This window comes from Nonomuraea sp. NPDC000554, assembly GCF_040300065.1.
GTDB lineage: Bacteria > Actinomycetota > Actinomycetes > Streptosporangiales > Streptosporangiaceae > Nonomuraea.
In genome coordinates this window covers 486,561-503,201 of the sequence record NZ_JBEPDC010000002.1, presented here as the reverse complement: position 1 = coordinate 503,201, position 16,641 = coordinate 486,561, and the positions used below count along the sequence as shown (strand labels likewise).

Here is a 16,641-nt window from a genome sequence, read left to right as displayed (position 1 = left end):
ATCGCACATAATGCTGGACGTCAACTTCTTCGACGAGCTTCGGATCGGGCTGGCGACGGCCGACGACATCCGTCAGTGGTCGCACGGTGAGGTCAAGAAGCCAGAGACCATCAACTACCGGACTCTCAAGCCGGAAAAGGACGGGCTCTTCTGCGAGAAGATCTTCGGTCCGACCCGCGACTGGGAGTGCTACTGCGGCAAGTACAAGCGCGTCCGCTTCAAGGGCATCATCTGTGAGCGCTGTGGCGTCGAGGTGACTCGCGCCAAGGTGCGTCGTGAGCGGATGGGCCACATCGAGCTGGCCGCGCCCGTCACGCACATCTGGTACTTCAAGGGCGTTCCTTCGCGCCTCGGCTACCTGCTCGACCTGGCCCCGAAGGACCTTGAGAAGGTCATCTACTTCGCGGCCTACATGATCACGCATGTCGACACCGAGATGCGTGAGCGTGACCTGCCCTCGCTGGAGGCGAAGATCTCCGTCGAGCGGCAGCACATCGAGCAGCGCCGCGACGCCGACGTCGAGACCAGGCAGAAGAAGCTCGAAGGCGACCTGGCCGAGCTGGAGGCCGCCGGCGCCAAGGGCGACCAGCGCCGCAAGGTCCGCGAGGGCGCCGAGCGCGAGATGCGTCAGCTCCGCGACCGGGCCCAGCGCGAGCTGGACCGCCTCGACGAGGTCTGGAGCCGCTTCAAGAACCTCAAGGTCCAGGACCTCGAGGGCGACGAGCTGCTCTACCGCGAGATGCGCGACCGCTTCGGCCGCTACTTCAAGGGCGGCATGGGCGCGCAGGCGATCCAGGACCGCCTGATCAGCTTCGACCTCGACGCCGAAGCCGAGAACCTGCGCGAGACGATCCGCAGCGGCAAGGGCCAGAAGAAGGCCCGTGCGCTCAAGCGGCTCAAGGTCGTGTCGGCGTTCCTGAACACCACCAACTCGCCGCGCGGCATGGTCCTCGACTGCATCCCGGTCATCCCGCCGGACCTGCGCCCGATGGTGCAGCTCGACGGTGGCCGGTTCGCGACGTCCGACCTGAACGACCTGTACCGCCGGGTGATCAACCGGAACAACCGCCTCAAGCGTCTGCTCGACCTCGGCGCGCCCGAGATCATCGTGAACAACGAGAAGCGGATGCTCCAGGAGGCCGTCGACGCGCTGTTCGACAACGGCCGTCGCGGTCGCCCGGTCACCGGGCCCGGCAACCGTCCGCTGAAGTCCCTCAGCGACATGCTGAAGGGCAAGCAGGGCCGGTTCCGTCAGAACCTGCTGGGCAAGCGAGTCGACTACTCCGGCCGTTCGGTCATCGTCGTCGGCCCGCAGCTCAAGCTGCACCAGTGCGGCCTGCCCAAGCAGATGGCGCTGGAGCTGTTCAAGCCGTTCGTGATGAAGCGCCTGGTCGACCTGAACCACGCGCAGAACATCAAGTCGGCCAAGCGGATGGTCGAGCGTGCCCGTCCGGTCGTGTGGGACGTGCTGGAAGAGGTCATCACCGAACACCCGGTGCTGCTCAACCGCGCTCCGACGCTGCACCGTCTGGGCATCCAGGCGTTCGAGCCGCAGCTGGTCGAGGGCAAGGCCATCCAGATCCACCCGCTCGTCTGCACCGCGTTCAACGCGGACTTCGACGGCGACCAGATGGCCGTGCACCTGCCGCTGTCGGCTGAGGCCCAGGCCGAGGCTCGCATCCTGATGCTCTCGACCAACAACATCCTCAAGCCGGCCGACGGCAAGCCCGTGACGATGCCCACCCAGGACATGGTCATCGGCCTGTACTGGCTCACCACGCAGAAGGACGGCGCCGAGGGCGAGGGCCGGGTCTTCGGCTCGATCGCCGAGGCGCAGATGGCCTTCGACCGTCGCGAGCTGGAGATCCAGGCGAAGATCCAGATCCGGCTCAAGGACGTCCTGCCGCCTCGCGACTGGGTCGCGCCCGAGGGCTGGGAGCAGGGCGACCCGATCCGCCTGGAGACGACGTTCGGGCGGTGCCTGTTCAACCAGACGCTGCCCGCGAGCTACCCGTTCGTCAACTTCCAGGTCGGCAAGAAGCAGCTGTCCACGATCGTGAACGAGCTGGCCGAGACCTACCCCAAGGTCGAGGTCGCCAACTCGCTCGACGCGCTCAAGGACGCCGGCTTCCGCTGGGCGACCCGCTCCGGTGTGACGATCTCGATCGACGACGTGGTCGCGCCGCCGAACAAGTCCGACATCATGGAGAACTACGAGCGCCGGGCCGACAAGGTCCAGCGTGAGTACGAGCGTGGTCTGATCACCGACGAGGAGCGCCGCCAGGAGCTCATCGAGATCTGGACCCACGCGACGGCCGACGTCGAGACCGACATGGTCAACGCCTTCCCGGCGACCAACCCGGTCTGGATGATGGTCAACTCCGGCGCCCGAGGCAACAAGATGCAGGTGCGCCAGATCGCCGGTATCCGTGGCCTGGTGTCCAACACCAAGGGTGAGACCATCCCGCGTCCGATCAAGGCCTCGTTCCGCGAGGGCCTGTCGGTGCTGGAGTACTTCATCTCCACCCACGGTCAGCGAAAGGGTCTGGCCGACACCGCCCTGCGTACCGCCGACTCGGGTTACCTGACCCGTCGTCTGGTGGACGTCGCGCAGGACGTCATCGTCCGCGAGATCGACTGTGGCACCGACCGCGCGGTCCCGCTGCACGTCGGCGAGCGCGACGCGTCCGGCAACCTGGTCAAGGCGGAGAACGCCGAGTCCAACGTGCACGGCCGCATCCTGGCCGAGGACGTCGAGGTCGACGGCAAGGTCATCGTGTCGGCGGGCTCGGACATCAACGACATCCACGTCACCAAGCTGGTCGACGCCGGAATCGAGACGGTCCGCACCCGCAGCGCGCTGGTCTGCGAGGCCAAGATCGGTGTCTGCGCGACCTGCTACGGCCGCTCGCTGGCCACCGGCAAGCTCGTGGACGTCGGCGAGGCGGTCGGCATCATCGCCGCCCAGTCGATCGGCGAGCCCGGCACGCAGCTGACGATGCGTACCTTCCACACCGGTGGTGTGGCCGGTGCCGACATCACGCACGGTCTGCCCCGAGTCCAGGAGCTGTTCGAGGCGCGCATCCCCAAGGGTGTCGCCCCGATCTCCGAGGCCGAGGGCAGGGTCCGCATCGACGAGACCGACAAGGCCAGGAAGCTGGTCATCACCCCCGACGACGGGTCGGAGGAGATCGCCTACCCGGTCTCGATGCGCTCGCGCCTGCTGGTCTCCGACGGCCAGCGCGTCTCGGTCGGCCAGCAGCTGGTCGCCGGTGCGGTCAACCCGAACGAGGTGCTGCGCATCCTCGGCCCGCGTGCGGTGCAGCTGCACCTGGTGGCCGAGGTCCAGCAGGTGTACCGGTCGCAGGGTGTGTCGATCCACGACAAGCACATCGAGATCATCGTGCGCCAGATGCTCAAGCGGGTGAACGTGCTGGAGTCGGGCGAGACCGACCTGCTCCCCGGCGAGCTGGTCGAGCGTCCGCGCTTCGAGCAGATGAACCGCGAGACGGTGGCCGAGGGCGGCTCTCCCGCCGCCGGCCGTCCGGTGCTCATGGGCATCACGAAGGCGTCGCTCGCCACCGAGTCGTGGCTGTCGGCAGCCTCCTTCCAGGAGACGACCAGGGTCCTGACGGACGCGGCGATCCACGCCAAGTCCGACTCGCTCCTGGGCCTGAAGGAGAACGTCATCATCGGTAAGCTCATCCCGGCCGGTACGGGTATGCCCCAGTACCGCAACATCCGGGTGGAGCCGACCGAGGAGGCCAAGGCCGCGATGTACACGGTCGGCGGCTACGACGGCTCGGCGGCCGACTACACCTTCGGCACGGGCAGCGGCGAGGCCGTCCCGCTGGAGGAGTACGACTTCGGCCAGTACAACCGGTAACACGGCGTAAGGCGACGCGCCCGGTCTCTTCGGAGACCGGGCGCGTTCGTTTTGAGACGACTTCCGTCGGTCGTGGGACCGTGCGGCCGTGACCGTTCAGGTGCCCGCAGGCGGGACTGGGTGTCAGGGGCATCGGGGCCTGTTCTGCCAGGTGGGACGTTCGTCGGCCATCTCGGACGCAGCCGGTTGACGTAGTGCGAGAGCACTCGTTGTGGGTCGGCGTGTGGCGGGAAGATTTTCGGATATATCGGAGTAACTCGGTCTTTGCTCAGGTCTGTGCTGGATCGTCGCGGGCCTTTCCGATGCTCTTTGTCGATTGCTTCGGCTCGCGTCCTGGCGCGTGGGTGCGGCTGCGGCGGGTGCGGGTGCTGGTGGCAGGCGCGCGGGTGCCGCGTCGGGCCACGGTGACGCTGGTGAGGCGCGGTGCTGGAGTGGGGATCGTCATCACGGGCTTGGGCTGCCGCGCCGGTTCTCCGCACCTTGCCGGCGCCCCTGTGCGCGCCGCTGTGGCCCTGCTCTACCGGCGGCCGGGCTTGAGGGGTGGCTGGCACGCTGCGCGTCGGTGAGCGGGCGAACGGCGTCCCCGATCGGGCGGTCCTGGGGCCGGTCAGGCACACCGTGGAGGGGGCGGTGTGTGCAGGGTGGTGCACAAGATCGCGCAGTGACTCGATGTCCCCGTATGCGGCGTCCGGGGGGAGGGGCGGGCGGCCGAGGCAACGGTCATGGGTACGAACGATGGTGCCGCCACCATGGAGCCGGCGCGCCAGGTGCACGTGTTGTGGGTGTCGGCCATCCTCGGTGGCAGCGCGCGAGGACTTCCCCTTGCACGGCGTCCTGTCCGTCCACAGGATTCTGTTCGTCCACTGGGGCGTAGGGCGCGGTGCCGGGTGTTCATGTGATGGACCCGCGGCGCGCCTTGCCGCAGTCACGTTCGCCCGGCGTCGGCCCCGACGCGGGCCTGCGCCGCGTGCGGGAGGCGCCCGGCCCGTCCGCTGTCCTGTCGAAGCGCGCCGAAACGCTCCCCGAGCCGGATATCATGTCTCGGGAGCAGTAGCCGGGCATGGATCGAGCAGGCTCAGTGACCAGCGGAGTGACAAAGCTTGTCCGCTTTGTCGCGCTGCTTTGACGTGTCGCATGGGCCTGGGTAGTCTTGTGCATCGTGCCCGTTGCTAGCGGGCTCTCGACCGTGCGCTCATTGCGGGAGCGCGGGACGGCTTCCTGGCTCGTAGTCCTCGTGGATGTGTTTGTGCGAAGAGCGCGACACGCCCGAGCGCGGGGGCGCGGGAGCAAGGAATACCAGCAGGTCATGACACCGGCAGAACCTGCGAAATGAACAAACAGACGTAACACCGGCCAGGCACGAAACGGAGTGGCAGTGCCCACTATTCAGCAGTTGGTCCGCAAGGGCCGGCAGGACAAGGTCGCTAAGACCAAGACTCCTGCCCTCAAGGGGAGTCCGCAGCGGCGCGGTGTGTGCCAGCGCGTTTACACCACGACTCCGAAGAAGCCCAACTCGGCACTGCGCAAGGTGGCCCGCGTTCGGCTCACGAACGGCATCGAGGTCACGGCCTACATCCCCGGTGTGGGTCACAACCTGCAGGAGCACTCCATCGTGCTCGTGCGTGGCGGTCGTGTGAAGGACCTGCCGGGTGTTCGCTACAAGATCATCCGTGGCTCGCTCGACACCCAGGGTGTCCGCAACCGCAAGCAGGCCCGTAGCCGTTACGGCGCGAAGAAGGAGAAGAGCTAACAATGCCTCGCAAGGGTTCTCCTGGCCGTCGTCAGCTGATGGCTGACCCGGTTTACAGTTCGCCGCTGGTCACCGCTCTGATCAACAAGGTGCTCCTGGACGGCAAGCGCTCCATCGCGCAGTCGATCGTCTACGGCGCCCTCGAGGGCTGCAGGGAGAAGACGGGCAACGACCCGGTCGTCACCCTGAAGCGCGCGCTCGACAACGTCAAGCCGACCCTCGAGGTCCGCAGCCGTCGAGTCGGTGGCGCGACCTACCAGGTCCCGGTTGAGGTGCGCGCCGCGCGCAGCACCACCCTGGCCCTGCGCTGGCTGGTGCAGTACTCCCGCGCCCGCCGCGAGAAGACCATGACCGAGCGCCTCATGAACGAGCTCCTCGACGCCAGCAACGGCCTCGGGGCGAGCGTGAAGAAGCGCGAGGACACCCACAAGATGGCCGAGTCCAACAAGGCCTTCGCCCACTACCGCTGGTAACCCCGGCGGGTTCGACGAGACGACGAGGACGCGAGAGAAGTGGCCACCACGACCGCTCTTGACCTGGCCAAGGTCCGAAACATCGGGATCATGGCCCATATCGACGCGGGCAAGACCACCACGACCGAGCGCATCCTGTTCTACACCGGCATCAACTACAAGATCGGTGAAGTCCACGAGGGCGCTGCCACCATGGACTGGATGGAGCAGGAGCAGGAGCGCGGCATCACGATCACGTCTGCCGCGACGACCTGTGAGTGGCTCGGTCACACCATCAACATCATCGACACCCCGGGCCACGTCGACTTCACCATCGAGGTGGAGCGTTCGCTCCGCGTCCTCGACGGCGCGGTCGCCGTGTTCGACGGTGTCGCTGGTGTCGAGCCGCAGTCGGAGACGGTGTGGCGCCAGGCTGACCGCTATGACGTACCCCGCATCTGCTTCGTGAACAAGATGGACCGCGTCGGCGCGGAGTTCCACCGCTGCGTCGACATGATGATCAACCGTCTGGGCGCGACCCCGGCGGTCATCCAGCTTCCGTGGGGCGTTGAGGCCGACTTCAAGGGCGTCATCGACCTCATCAGGATGAAGGGTCTCATCTGGAGCGCCGAGGCGGCCAAGGGCGAGATGTACGACACCGTCGACATCCCGGCCGACCACGCCGAGGCGGCGCGCGAGTGGCGCGACCGGCTGATCGAGACCGTCGCCGAGAACGACGACGAGCTGATGGAGCTCTTCCTCGAGGGCGTCGAGCCCACCGAGGACCAGCTGGTCGCGGCCATCCGCCGCGCCACGGTGAGCAGCGCCATCAACCCCGTGCTGTGCGGCACCGCGTTCAAGAACAAGGGCGTGCAGCCCCTGCTCGACGCGATCGTCGCCTACCTCCCCGCCCCGACCGACATCCCGGCCTTCAAGGGCCACGCGGTCGGCAAGGAGGACCAGGTGATCGAGCGTCACGCGGACCCGAGCGAGCCGTTCTCCGCGCTGGCCTTCAAGATCGCCAGCGACCCGCACCTGGGCAAGATCACCTATATCCGCATCTACTCGGGCACGCTCGAGGCCGGTTCACAGGTCATCAACTCTGTGAAGGGCAAGAAGGAGCGGATCGGCAAGATCTACCAGATGCACGCCAACAAGCGTGAAGAGCGGCCCACGGCCACCGCTGGTCAGATCGTCGCCGTCATGGGTCTGAAGGACACCACGACCGGTGACACGCTGTCCGACCCGTCGAACCAGGTCGTGCTCGAGTCGATGACGTTCCCGGCTCCGGTCATCAACGTCGCCATCGAGCCCAAGACCAAGGGCGACCAGGAGAAGCTGTCCACCGCGATCCAGCGCCTGGCCGAGGAGGACCCGTCCTTCCAGGTCCGTCGCGACGAGGAGACCGGCCAGACCGTCATCTGGGGCATGGGCGAGCTTCACCTGGAGATCCTCGTCGACCGCATGCGGCGCGAGTTCAAGGTCGAGGCCAACGTCGGCCGTCCGCAGGTCGCCTACCGCGAGACCATCCGCCGCAAGGTGGAGAAGATCGACTACACCCACAAGAAGCAGACCGGTGGTTCCGGTCAGTTCGCGCGGGTCATCATCAACCTCGAGCCGCTCGGTGAGGGCAACGACGGCTACGAGTTCGAGAACAAGGTCACGGGTGGTCGTGTCCCGAGGGAGTACATCCCGTCGGTCGACGCGGGCGCTCAGGAGGCCGCCGAGTTCGGCGTGCTGGCCGGCTACCCGATGGTGGGCGTGAAGGTGACGCTGACCGACGGTGCCGCGCACGACGTCGACTCCTCGGAAATGGCCTTCAAGATTGCCGGCTCGATGGCCTTCAAGGAGGCCGCGCGCAAGGCCGACGCTGTGCTCCTTGAGCCGATGATGGCCGTCGAGGTCACCACGCCCGAGGACTACATGGGTGACGTCATCGGCGACCTTAACGGTCGTCGCGGACAGATCCAGGCGATGGACGAGCGGGCAGGCGCCCGAGTCGTCCAGGCGCTCGTGCCGCTGTCTGAGATGTTCGGCTACGTGGGCGACCTGCGTAGCAAGACGCAGGGGCGCGCGAGCTACAGCATGCAGTTCGACTCCTACTCGGAGGTGCCTCCGGGCATCGCCAAGGAGATCGTCGCGAAGGCCCGGGGCGAATAGTCCCGGGACCCCAATGGCGGGTGCCGAGTGATCGGCGCCCAGCCGCCATAGGGGCCTCGGCCCCTGGTGAGGCGGTGCGAGCCGCCTCACCGCTTAGGGGTTCGGGAACACCCGGGCCCGAGTGTGCAGACGAAAGTCAGTCAGATTCTCAAGGAGAGAACCAGTGGGCAAGGCCAAGTTCGAGCGGAACAAGCCGCACATGAACATCGGCACCATTGGGCATATCGACCACGGTAAGACCACTCTGACCGCGGCGATCACCAAGGTGCTTCACGACCGTTTCCCCGAGCTGAACCAGGCTACGCCGTTCGACAAGATCGACAAGGCGCCCGAGGAGAAGGCCCGCGGTATTACGATCTCCATCGCGCACGTCGAGTACCAGACCGAGAAGCGCCACTACGCCCACGTGGACTGCCCCGGTCACGCCGACTACGTGAAGAACATGATCACCGGTGCCGCTCAGATGGACGGCGCGATCCTCGTGGTCGCCGCCACCGACGGCCCGATGCCGCAGACGAAGGAGCACGTCCTCCTGGCCCGCCAGGTCGGCGTTCCCTACATCGTCGTGGCCCTGAACAAGGCCGACATGGTCGACGACGAGGAGATCCTGGAGCTCGTCGAGCTCGAGGTCCGCGAGCTCCTGTCCGCTCAGGAGTTCCCCGGCGACGACCTGCCGGTCGTCCGCGTCTCCGCGCTCAAGGCTCTTGAGGGCGACGAGAAGTGGGCCGACAGCATCATCGAGCTGATGAACGCCGTCGACGAGAACGTGCCCGAGCCGCCGCGTGAGACGGACAAGCCGTTCCTCATGCCGGTCGAGGACGTCTTCTCGATCACCGGTCGCGGTACGGTCGTCACCGGCCGTATCGAGCGCGGTGTCGTCAAGATCAACGAGCAGGTCGACATCATCGGCATCAAGCCGGAGAAGACCACCACCACCGTCACCAGCATCGAGATGTTCAACAAGATGCTCGACGAGGGTCACGCGGGTGACAACGCCGCCCTGCTGCTCCGCGGCATCAAGCGCGACGACGTCGAGCGCGGCCAGTGCATCATCAAGCCGGGCACGACCACCCCGCACACCGAGTTCAACGGCCAGGTCTACATCCTGTCCAAGGACGAGGGCGGCCGCCACACGCCGTTCTTCAACAACTACCGTCCGCAGTTCTACTTCCGTACGACTGACGTGACCGGTGTGGTGAACCTCCCTGAGGGCACCGAGATGGTCATGCCGGGCGACAACACCGAAATGCGCGTTGAGCTGATCCAGCCCATCGCCATGGAGGAAGGCCTCAAGTTCGCGATCCGTGAGGGTGGCCGCACCGTCGGCGCCGGTCGGGTCACGAAGATCATCAAGTAGCACGACCGCGGGGCGGCGGTCGGCCCCCACACCGGGGGCCGACCGCCGAACCACGAGGGGCGGGAACCGGCACGGTTCCGGCCCCACAGGGCTCCACGAAAAAGCCGTGATCTCGCAGTCACTTCGGCGTGACCGAAGTAACTGCCGGATCACGGAAGAAACGGCAGACGCCATACGTCTGCCACGTGGGGTCATGCGGGCTCGACCTGCATGAACAGCGGCAACAGGCCGCACGATACTTTTTCAGACGACAGCGAAGGACACCGAGGCCACTATGGCGGGACAGAAGATCCGCATCCGGCTTAAGGCCTATGACCACGAGGTCATCGATAGCTCGGCCAAGAAGATCGTCGAGACGGTGACGCGGACTGGCGCGAAGGTCGCGGGCCCGGTGCCGCTGCCGACCGAGAAGAACGTGTACTGCGTCATCCGCTCGCCGCACAAGTACAAGGACAGCCGCGAGCACTTCGAGATGCGCACGCACAAGCGGCTGATTGACATCATCGACCCGACGCCCAAGACCGTCGACTCGCTCATGCGGCTCGACCTCCCCGCGGGCGTCGACATTTCGATCAAGCTCTGAGGGAACGCACTGACATGGCTAAGACGATCAAGGGCGTCCTGGGCAAGAAGCTCGGCATGACCCAGGTCTTCGACGCGGACAACCGGATGGTTCCGGTGACCGTGGTCGAGGCCGGTCCGTGTGTGGTGACCCGCGTCCGCACCGCCGACAAGGACGGCTACTCCGCCATCCAGCTCGGCTTCGGGCAGGTCGACCCCCGGAAGGTCAACAAGCCGCTCGGCGACTACCTGCGTAAGCACGACATCACCCCGCGCCGTTACTTTGCGGAGATCCGCACCAACGACGCGAGCGACTACACCCTCGGCCAGGAGCTGCTGGCCGACACCTTCGAGGCCGGCCAGTTCGTCGATGTGACGGGCAAGAGCAAGGGCAAGGGCTTCGCCGGTGTCATGAAGCGGCACGGCTTCGGTGGTCTGGGCGCGTCGCACGGTACGCAGCGCAAGCACCGCTCGCCGGGTTCCATCGGTGGCTGCGCCACCCCGGGCCGCGTTTTCAAGGGTCTGCGCATGGCTGGTCGGATGGGCAACGTCCGCACCACGGTGCAGAGCCTCAAGGTTCACGCCGTCGACGTCGAGAAGGGCCTCATCCTGATCAAGGGTGCGATCCCCGGCGCCAACGGCAGCCTGGTCCTCGTCCGCACCGCTGCCAAGAAGGGGGCTGCCAAGTGACCAGCATTGACGTCCTCGACGCCAGCGGCGCCAAGACCGGCTCCGTCGACCTGCCCGAAGACATCTTCGGCGCCAAGGTCAACATTCCTCTGATCCACCAGGTGGTCGTGGCTCAGCTCGCCGCTCGCCGGCAGGGCACCCACAAGGCCAAGACCCGTGGTGAGGTCAGCGGCGGTGGCAAGAAGCCGTACCGCCAGAAGGGCACCGGCCGCGCCCGTCAGGGCTCGACCCGTGCGCCGCAGTTCACCGGCGGTGGCGTCGTCCACGGCCCGGTGCCGCGCGACTACTCGCAGCGGACTCCCAAGAAGATGAAGGCCGCCGCGCTGCGCGGCGCCCTGTCCGACAGGGCGTCCGGCGGTCGCGTGCACGTGGTGAGCAGCCTGGTCGCCGGCGAGACGCCGAAGACCAAGGCGGCGCTCACCGCCCTGCGCAAGATCACCCAGGCCAAGTCGGTGCTCGTCGTCGTCGGCGAGACCGACGAGATGACCTGGCTGAGCCTGCGTAACGCTCCCGAGGTCCACCTGCTGGACGCCGGGCAGCTCAACACCTACGACGTTCTCTGCTACGACGACGTGGTCTTCACCCAGGAGGCGTACGACCAGGTCGTGGCGAGGCTGTCGGCTCAGGCGGCAGCTCAGAGTGAGAAGGAAGACGCCTGATGGAGAAGATCGCCGACCCGCGCGACATCATCATCAAGCCGGTCGTCTCCGAGAAGAGCTACGGCCTGATCGATGAGAACAACAAGTACACGTTCCTGGTGAAGAAGACCGCGAACAAGACCCAGGTCAAGATCGCGGTTGAGCAGATCTTCGGGGTCAAGGTCACCAGCGTGAACACGATCAACCGGCAGGGCAAGCGCAAGCGCACCCGTACCGGTTTCGGCAAGCGTCCCGACACCAAGCGCGCGATCGTGAGCCTGGTCGAGGGCGATCGGATCGACATCTTCGGTCAGATCGGCTAACAGCCATAGAAGTAAGCGGGCCCGCAAGGGCCTGCGCGGGGCCGAGACCGCCGCACTCCTGTGCGGCGGGCTCACCCATGTAACCGACGAAGGATGAACGAAAAAGATGGGCATCCGTAAGTACAAGCCGACGACGCCGGGTCGCCGCGGTTCGAGTGTCTCGGACTTCTCCGAGATCACCCGCAGCACGCCCGAGAAGTCGCTGCTTGCGCCCCTTCACAGCAAGGGCGGCCGCAACGTACACGGCCGGGTCACCGCTCGCCACCAGGGCGGCGGTCACAAGCGCGCCTACCGGATCATCGACTTCCGTAGGCATGACAAGGACGGCATCCCGGCGAAGGTCGCTCACATCGAGTACGACCCGAACCGCACTGCCAACATCGCTCTGCTGCACTACGCCGACGGCGAGAAGCGCTACATCATCGCGCCGACGGGCCTCAAGCAGGGCGACCGTATCGAGAACGGCCCTGCGGCCGACATCAAGCCGGGCAACTGCCTGCCGCTGCGCAACATCCCGACCGGTACCTTCATCCACGCGGTGGAGCTCCGTCCGGGCGGCGGCGCCAAGCTCGGCCGTTCCGCGGGCGCTCAGATCCAGCTGCTCGCGAAGGAAGGCCAGTACGCCACGCTGCGTATGCCGTCCGGTGAGATGCGCATGGTCGACGTGCGCTGCCGGGCGACGGTGGGCCAGGTCGGCAACGCCGAGCAGGCCAACATCAACTGGGGCAAGGCCGGCCGTATGAGGTGGAAGGGCAAGCGCCCGACCGTCCGCGGTGTCGCGATGAACCCGGTCGACCACCCGCACGGTGGTGGTGAGGGCAAGACCTCCGGTGGTCGCCACCCGGTGAACCCGAAGGGCAAGCCCGAGGGCCGTACCCGCCAGGCCAACAAGGCCAGCGACCGGTTGATCATCCGTCGTCGCAGCAAGAGGAAGAAGCGGTAGGAGCAGCCGAAATGCCACGTAGCCTTAAGAAGGGTCCCTTCGTGGACGAGCACCTTCAGAAGAAGGTCGACGTCCAGAACGAGAAGGGCACCAAAAACGTCATCAAGACGTGGTCGCGGCGCTCCATGATCGTTCCCGACATGCTGGGGCACACGATCGCCGTTCACGACGGCCGCAAGCACGTCCCGGTGTTCGTCACCGAGTCGATGATCGGTCACAAGCTCGGAGAGTTCGCCCCGACGCGGACGTTCCGCAGCCACGTCAAGGAAGACCGCCGCAGCCGGCGATAACGGCCTTCAGAAGTAAGAGGAGTAAGCGATGGAAGCCAGGGCTCAGGCGCGGTTCGTCCGCGTCACGCCCCAGAAGGCCCGCCGCGTGGTGGACCTTATTCGCGGGCTGCCCGCTTCGGAGGCGCAGGCCGTGCTGCAGTTCGCTCCCCAGTCGGCGAGCGAGCCGATCTACAAGGTGCTCTCCAGCGCCATGGCGAACGCAGAGCACAATTTCGATCTCGACCCTCAGTCGCTCGTCGTGAGCCGCGCGTGGGTCGATGAGGGCCCGACGCTGAAGCGGTTCCGTCCGCGTGCCCAGGGTCGTGCCTATCGGATCAACAAGCGGACGAGCCACATCACTGTGATCGTGGAGTCCCGCGAGCCGAAGGGAAGGACCCGATAGTGGGCCAGAAGGTTAACCCGCACGGGTTCCGCCTCGGCATCACGACCGACTTCAAGAGCCGGTGGTACGCCGACAAGCTGTACAAGTCGTACGTCGCCGAGGACGTGTCGATCCGCCGCATGCTGCAGAAGGGCATGGAGCGGGCCGGCATCTCCAAGGTCGAGATCGAGCGCACGACCGACCGCGTCCAGGTCGACATCCACACCGCGCGTCCGGGCATCGTCATCGGCCGTCGCGGGGCGGAGGCCGACCGCATCCGCGGTGACCTGGAGAAGCTGACCAAGAAGCAGGTCCAGCTCAACATCCTCGAGGTGAAGAACCCCGAGATCGACGCCCAGCTCGTCGCGCAGGGCGTCGCCGAGCAGCTCTCCAGCCGTGTCTCGTTCCGTCGCGCCATGCGCAAGGCGATGCAGTCGGCCATGAAGAGCGGCGCCAAGGGCATCCGGGTTCAGTGCTCGGGTCGTCTTGGCGGCGCCGAGATGTCGAGGTCGGAGTTCTACCGCGAGGGTCGCGTGCCGCTGCACACGCTCCGCGCTGACATCGACTACGGCTTCTACGAGGCCCGCACCACCTTCGGCCGCATCGGCGTGAAGGTCTGGATCTACAAGGGCGAGGCTCCGACCAGCCGCGCCGAGCGCGAGGCGGCCGCCGCCGGTGCTCGCGCCGGCCAGCGTCGCGAGCGCGACGACCGTCGCGGTGGCGGCGACCGTCCCCGTCGCGGTGGCGCCGGTGGCGCCCGTCGCGGTGGCGGCCGCTCGGACCGCGCCCCCCGCACTGAGGCAGCCGCACAGGCCGCCCCCGAGACCGGCCCGGCTGCGCAGCCGGGTGCTGAAGGGAGCTGACCATGCTGATCCCGCGCAGGGTCAAGCACCGCAAGCAGCACCGGCCCGACCGCAGTGGTGCCGCCAAGGGCGGCACCAGGGTCGTGTTCGGCGAGTTCGGCATCCAGGCGATTGAGCACTCCTACGTGACCAACCGCCAGATCGAGTCGGCTCGTATTGCGATGACCCGTCACATCAAGCGTGGTGGAAAGGTGTGGATCAACATCTACCCTGACCGCCCGCTGACCAAGAAGCCGGCCGAGACCCGCATGGGCTCCGGTAAGGGTTCGCCCGAGTGGTGGATCGCGAACGTCAAGCCGGGGCGCGTCATGTTCGAGCTTTCCGGCGTCGCCGAGCCGATTGCCCGTGAGGCACTCACTCGCGCGATCCACAAGCTCCCCATGAAGTGCAAGATCGTTAAGCGTGAAGTTGGTGAGGCGTGATGGCTAAGGGCCTGACCGCCGGCGAGCTGCGGGTGGAGGACCAGGACACCCTGGTCCAGAAGCTCAAGGAAGCCAAGGAGGAGCTGTTCAACCTCCGCTTCCAGTCAGCGACCGGTCAGTTGGAGAGCCACGGGCGGCTGCGCGCCGTCCGCCGCGAGATCGCCCGTATCTACACCGTGATGCGCGAGCGGGAGCTCGGCATCGTCACGGTCGAGAAGGAGACGAGCGATGGCTGAGACCGAGACCACTGAGACCACCGACGCGCGGAACTTCCGCAAGGTCCGCGAGGGCCTGGTCGTCAGCGACAAGATGGACAAGACCGTCGTCGTCGCCGTCGAGGACCGCGTCAAGCACCGTCTGTACGGCAAGGTCATCCGCCGTACGACCAAGTACAAGGCGCACGACGAGGGCAACGCCTGCGGCGTCGGCGACCGCGTGCTGCTGATGGAGACCCGCCCCCTCTCCGCCACCAAGCGGTGGAGGGTCGTGGAGATCCTCGAGAAGGCCAAGTAAGGCTCTCTCGGATATACCGCGCCTCGTGGGGGTGGAGACACCCCCACGACGGCGTCCAAGGACGGGCGAGCCTCCGCTCGCCCGTCGCCTGCGGTGCGGCTCCACGCGGAGCTGTGGCCGGAGGAACAAGACAACGACGGGTTCCGCCAGGCTCAGCGATGAGAACCGGCGCGACTAACAGGAGCTAACGTGATCCAGCAGGAGTCGCGGCTCAAGGTCGCCGACAACACGGGTGCCAAGGAGATTCTCTGCATCCGCGTTCTCGGTGGCTCGGGCCGACGCTACGCCGGTATCGGCGACGTCATCGTCGCCACTGTCAAGGACGCCCTGCCCGGCAGCACGGGCGTCAAGAAGGGCGACGTGGTCAAGGCCGTCATCGTCCGCACGGTCAAGGAGCGCCGCCGGCCTGACGGCTCCTACATCCGCTTTGACGAGAACGCCGCCGTCATCATCAAGGACAGCGGCGACCCTCGCGGCACTCGTATCTTCGGCCCGGTGGGCCGCGAGCTGCGCGACAAGAAGTTCATGCGCATCATCTCGCTCGCCCCGGAGGTGTTGTAATGCCGAAGCTGCATGTGAAGAAGGGTGACCTCGTCCAGGTCATCGCCGGCAAGGACAAGGGTGCCAAGGGTCATGTGATCGCTGCCTACCCGCGGGAGGACCGCGTGGTGGTCGAGGGCGTCAACATGATCAAGAAGCACTCCAAGGAGACCAACCAGGGTCCGCGTGGCGCCAAGACGGGCGGCGTGCAGACCATGGAGGCCCCCATCCACGTGAGCAACGTGAAGAAGCTCAAGGACGACAAGCCCGCCGACAAGAAGGCCGACAAGGCCGACGAGACGGGTGAGGACAGCTGATGACTGCCACGACCACCGAGACCGAGCGCCCGACGCCGCGCCTCAAGACGAAGTACCGCGAGGAGATCGCGGCCAAGCTTCGCGAGGACTTCGGCATCGAGAACGTCATGCAGACCCCTGGCCTGGTGAAGATCAAGGTCAACATGGGTGTCGGCGAGGCGGCCCGCGACTCCAAGCTCATCGAGGGTGCCGTCCGCGACCTCACCGTGATCACCGGTCAGAAGCCGGCCGTCGTCCGGGCCCGCAAGTCCATCGCGCAGTTCAAGCTGCGTGAGGGCATGCCGATCGGCGCGCACGTCACGCTTCGCGGCGACCGGATGTGGGAGTTCCTCGACAGGCTGCTGTCGCTGGCGCTGCCCCGTATCCGCGACTTCCGCGGTCTGTCGCCGAAGCAGTTCGACGGCAACGGCAACTACACGTTCGGTCTGACCGAGCAGGTCATGTTCCACGAGGTCGACCAGGACAAGGTCGACCGGCCGCGGGGCATGGACATCACTCTCGTGACCACCGCGAAGAACGACGACCAGGGCCGGGCGCTGCTGAAGCTCCTCGGCTTCCCGTTCAAGGAGGCCTGA

The 16,641-nt window shown here is 66.5% G+C and carries 19 protein-coding genes; all 19 read left to right on the top strand.

Features of this window, described 5'->3' with window-relative positions; translation table 11 throughout:
• The first annotated feature begins 10 nt into the window (after window positions 1-10).
• The 19 genes from ABT294_RS06330 to rplE all read left to right on the top strand — a co-directional run bounded on the left by ABT294_RS06330 (window position 11) and on the right by rplE (window position 16,641).
• The gene (locus ABT294_RS06330) at window positions 11-3,886 is read left to right on the top strand and encodes a DNA-directed RNA polymerase subunit beta' (RefSeq protein ID WP_350803938.1); all 3,876 of its coding nucleotides are present in this window, start codon (window positions 11-13) and stop codon (window positions 3,884-3,886) included.
• 1,375 nt (window positions 3,887-5,261) lie between these two features.
• Entirely contained in the window at window positions 5,262-5,636 is a 375-nt protein-coding gene (rpsL, locus tag ABT294_RS06325; RefSeq protein WP_043623420.1) for a 30S ribosomal protein S12, read from the top strand.
• A gap of 2 nt (window positions 5,637-5,638) precedes the next feature.
• Complete coding sequence (gene rpsG / locus ABT294_RS06320) at window positions 5,639-6,109, top strand: 30S ribosomal protein S7 (RefSeq protein ID WP_020542314.1); 471 nt, start codon at window positions 5,639-5,641, stop codon at window positions 6,107-6,109.
• Between the two features lie 90 nt (window positions 6,110-6,199).
• Window positions 6,200-8,248 carry an elongation factor G gene (fusA, locus tag ABT294_RS06315; RefSeq protein ID WP_502911972.1) on the top strand — a complete coding sequence of 683 codons (2,049 nt, stop codon included), beginning with the start codon at window positions 6,200-6,202 and terminating at the stop codon, window positions 8,246-8,248.
• A 163-nt stretch (window positions 8,249-8,411) separates the two neighbouring features.
• Window positions 8,412-9,605 carry an elongation factor Tu gene (gene tuf / locus ABT294_RS06310; RefSeq protein WP_350803936.1) on the top strand — a complete coding sequence of 398 codons (1,194 nt, stop codon included), beginning with the start codon at window positions 8,412-8,414 and terminating at the stop codon, window positions 9,603-9,605.
• A gap of 274 nt (window positions 9,606-9,879) precedes the next feature.
• Window positions 9,880-10,188 (top strand): 30S ribosomal protein S10, encoded by a 309-nt coding sequence (gene rpsJ / locus ABT294_RS06305; RefSeq protein WP_012887830.1) that lies wholly within the window; start codon window positions 9,880-9,882, stop codon window positions 10,186-10,188.
• Between the two features lie 14 nt (window positions 10,189-10,202).
• Window positions 10,203-10,856 carry a 50S ribosomal protein L3 gene (gene rplC, locus ABT294_RS06300; protein ID WP_350803935.1) on the top strand — a complete coding sequence of 218 codons (654 nt, stop codon included), beginning with the start codon at window positions 10,203-10,205 and terminating at the stop codon, window positions 10,854-10,856.
• On the top strand, window positions 10,853-11,515 hold the full coding sequence (gene rplD, locus ABT294_RS06295) for a 50S ribosomal protein L4 (protein WP_350803933.1): 663 nt from the start codon (window positions 10,853-10,855) through the stop codon (window positions 11,513-11,515). The genes rplC and rplD overlap by 4 nt, the downstream gene beginning before the upstream one ends.
• A complete protein-coding gene (gene rplW / locus ABT294_RS06290; protein ID WP_111180891.1) occupies window positions 11,515-11,817 on the top strand; it encodes a 50S ribosomal protein L23 in 303 nt (100 codons plus the stop codon). The genes rplD and rplW overlap by 1 nt, the downstream gene beginning before the upstream one ends.
• A 106-nt stretch (window positions 11,818-11,923) precedes the next feature.
• Window positions 11,924-12,760 (top strand): 50S ribosomal protein L2, encoded by an 837-nt coding sequence (gene rplB, locus ABT294_RS06285; protein WP_080043237.1) that lies wholly within the window; start codon window positions 11,924-11,926, stop codon window positions 12,758-12,760.
• An 11-nt stretch (window positions 12,761-12,771) separates the two neighbouring features.
• Window positions 12,772-13,050 (top strand): 30S ribosomal protein S19, encoded by a 279-nt coding sequence (rpsS, locus tag ABT294_RS06280; RefSeq protein WP_049572698.1) that lies wholly within the window; start codon window positions 12,772-12,774, stop codon window positions 13,048-13,050.
• A gap of 28 nt (window positions 13,051-13,078) precedes the next feature.
• Window positions 13,079-13,432: a 50S ribosomal protein L22 gene (rplV, locus tag ABT294_RS06275; protein WP_350803932.1), complete on the top strand. Its 354-nt coding sequence runs from the start codon at window positions 13,079-13,081 to the stop codon at window positions 13,430-13,432.
• The gene (rpsC, locus tag ABT294_RS06270) at window positions 13,432-14,274 is read left to right on the top strand and encodes a 30S ribosomal protein S3 (protein WP_350803930.1); all 843 of its coding nucleotides are present in this window, start codon (window positions 13,432-13,434) and stop codon (window positions 14,272-14,274) included. The genes rplV and rpsC overlap by 1 nt, the downstream gene beginning before the upstream one ends.
• A gap of 2 nt (window positions 14,275-14,276) precedes the next feature.
• Complete coding sequence (gene rplP, locus ABT294_RS06265) at window positions 14,277-14,696, top strand: 50S ribosomal protein L16 (RefSeq protein WP_049572692.1); 420 nt, start codon at window positions 14,277-14,279, stop codon at window positions 14,694-14,696.
• Entirely contained in the window at window positions 14,696-14,932 is a 237-nt protein-coding gene (gene rpmC / locus ABT294_RS06260) for a 50S ribosomal protein L29 (RefSeq protein WP_138694754.1), read from the top strand. The genes rplP and rpmC overlap by 1 nt, the downstream gene beginning before the upstream one ends.
• Window positions 14,925-15,209, top strand: a complete 285-nt coding sequence (gene rpsQ, locus ABT294_RS06255; protein ID WP_350803929.1) for a 30S ribosomal protein S17 — start codon at window positions 14,925-14,927, stop codon at window positions 15,207-15,209. Before rpmC ends, rpsQ begins: the two co-directional genes overlap by 8 nt.
• 189 nt (window positions 15,210-15,398) lie before the next feature.
• Window positions 15,399-15,770: a 50S ribosomal protein L14 gene (gene rplN / locus ABT294_RS06250; RefSeq protein WP_026214151.1), complete on the top strand. Its 372-nt coding sequence runs from the start codon at window positions 15,399-15,401 to the stop codon at window positions 15,768-15,770.
• Window positions 15,771-15,778: 8 nt separating this feature from the next.
• Window positions 15,779-16,066 (top strand): 50S ribosomal protein L24, encoded by a 288-nt coding sequence (gene rplX, locus ABT294_RS06245; protein ID WP_350803975.1) that lies wholly within the window; start codon window positions 15,779-15,781, stop codon window positions 16,064-16,066.
• Entirely contained in the window at window positions 16,066-16,641 is a 576-nt protein-coding gene (gene rplE, locus ABT294_RS06240; protein WP_350803928.1) for a 50S ribosomal protein L5, read from the top strand. The genes rplX and rplE overlap by 1 nt, the downstream gene beginning before the upstream one ends.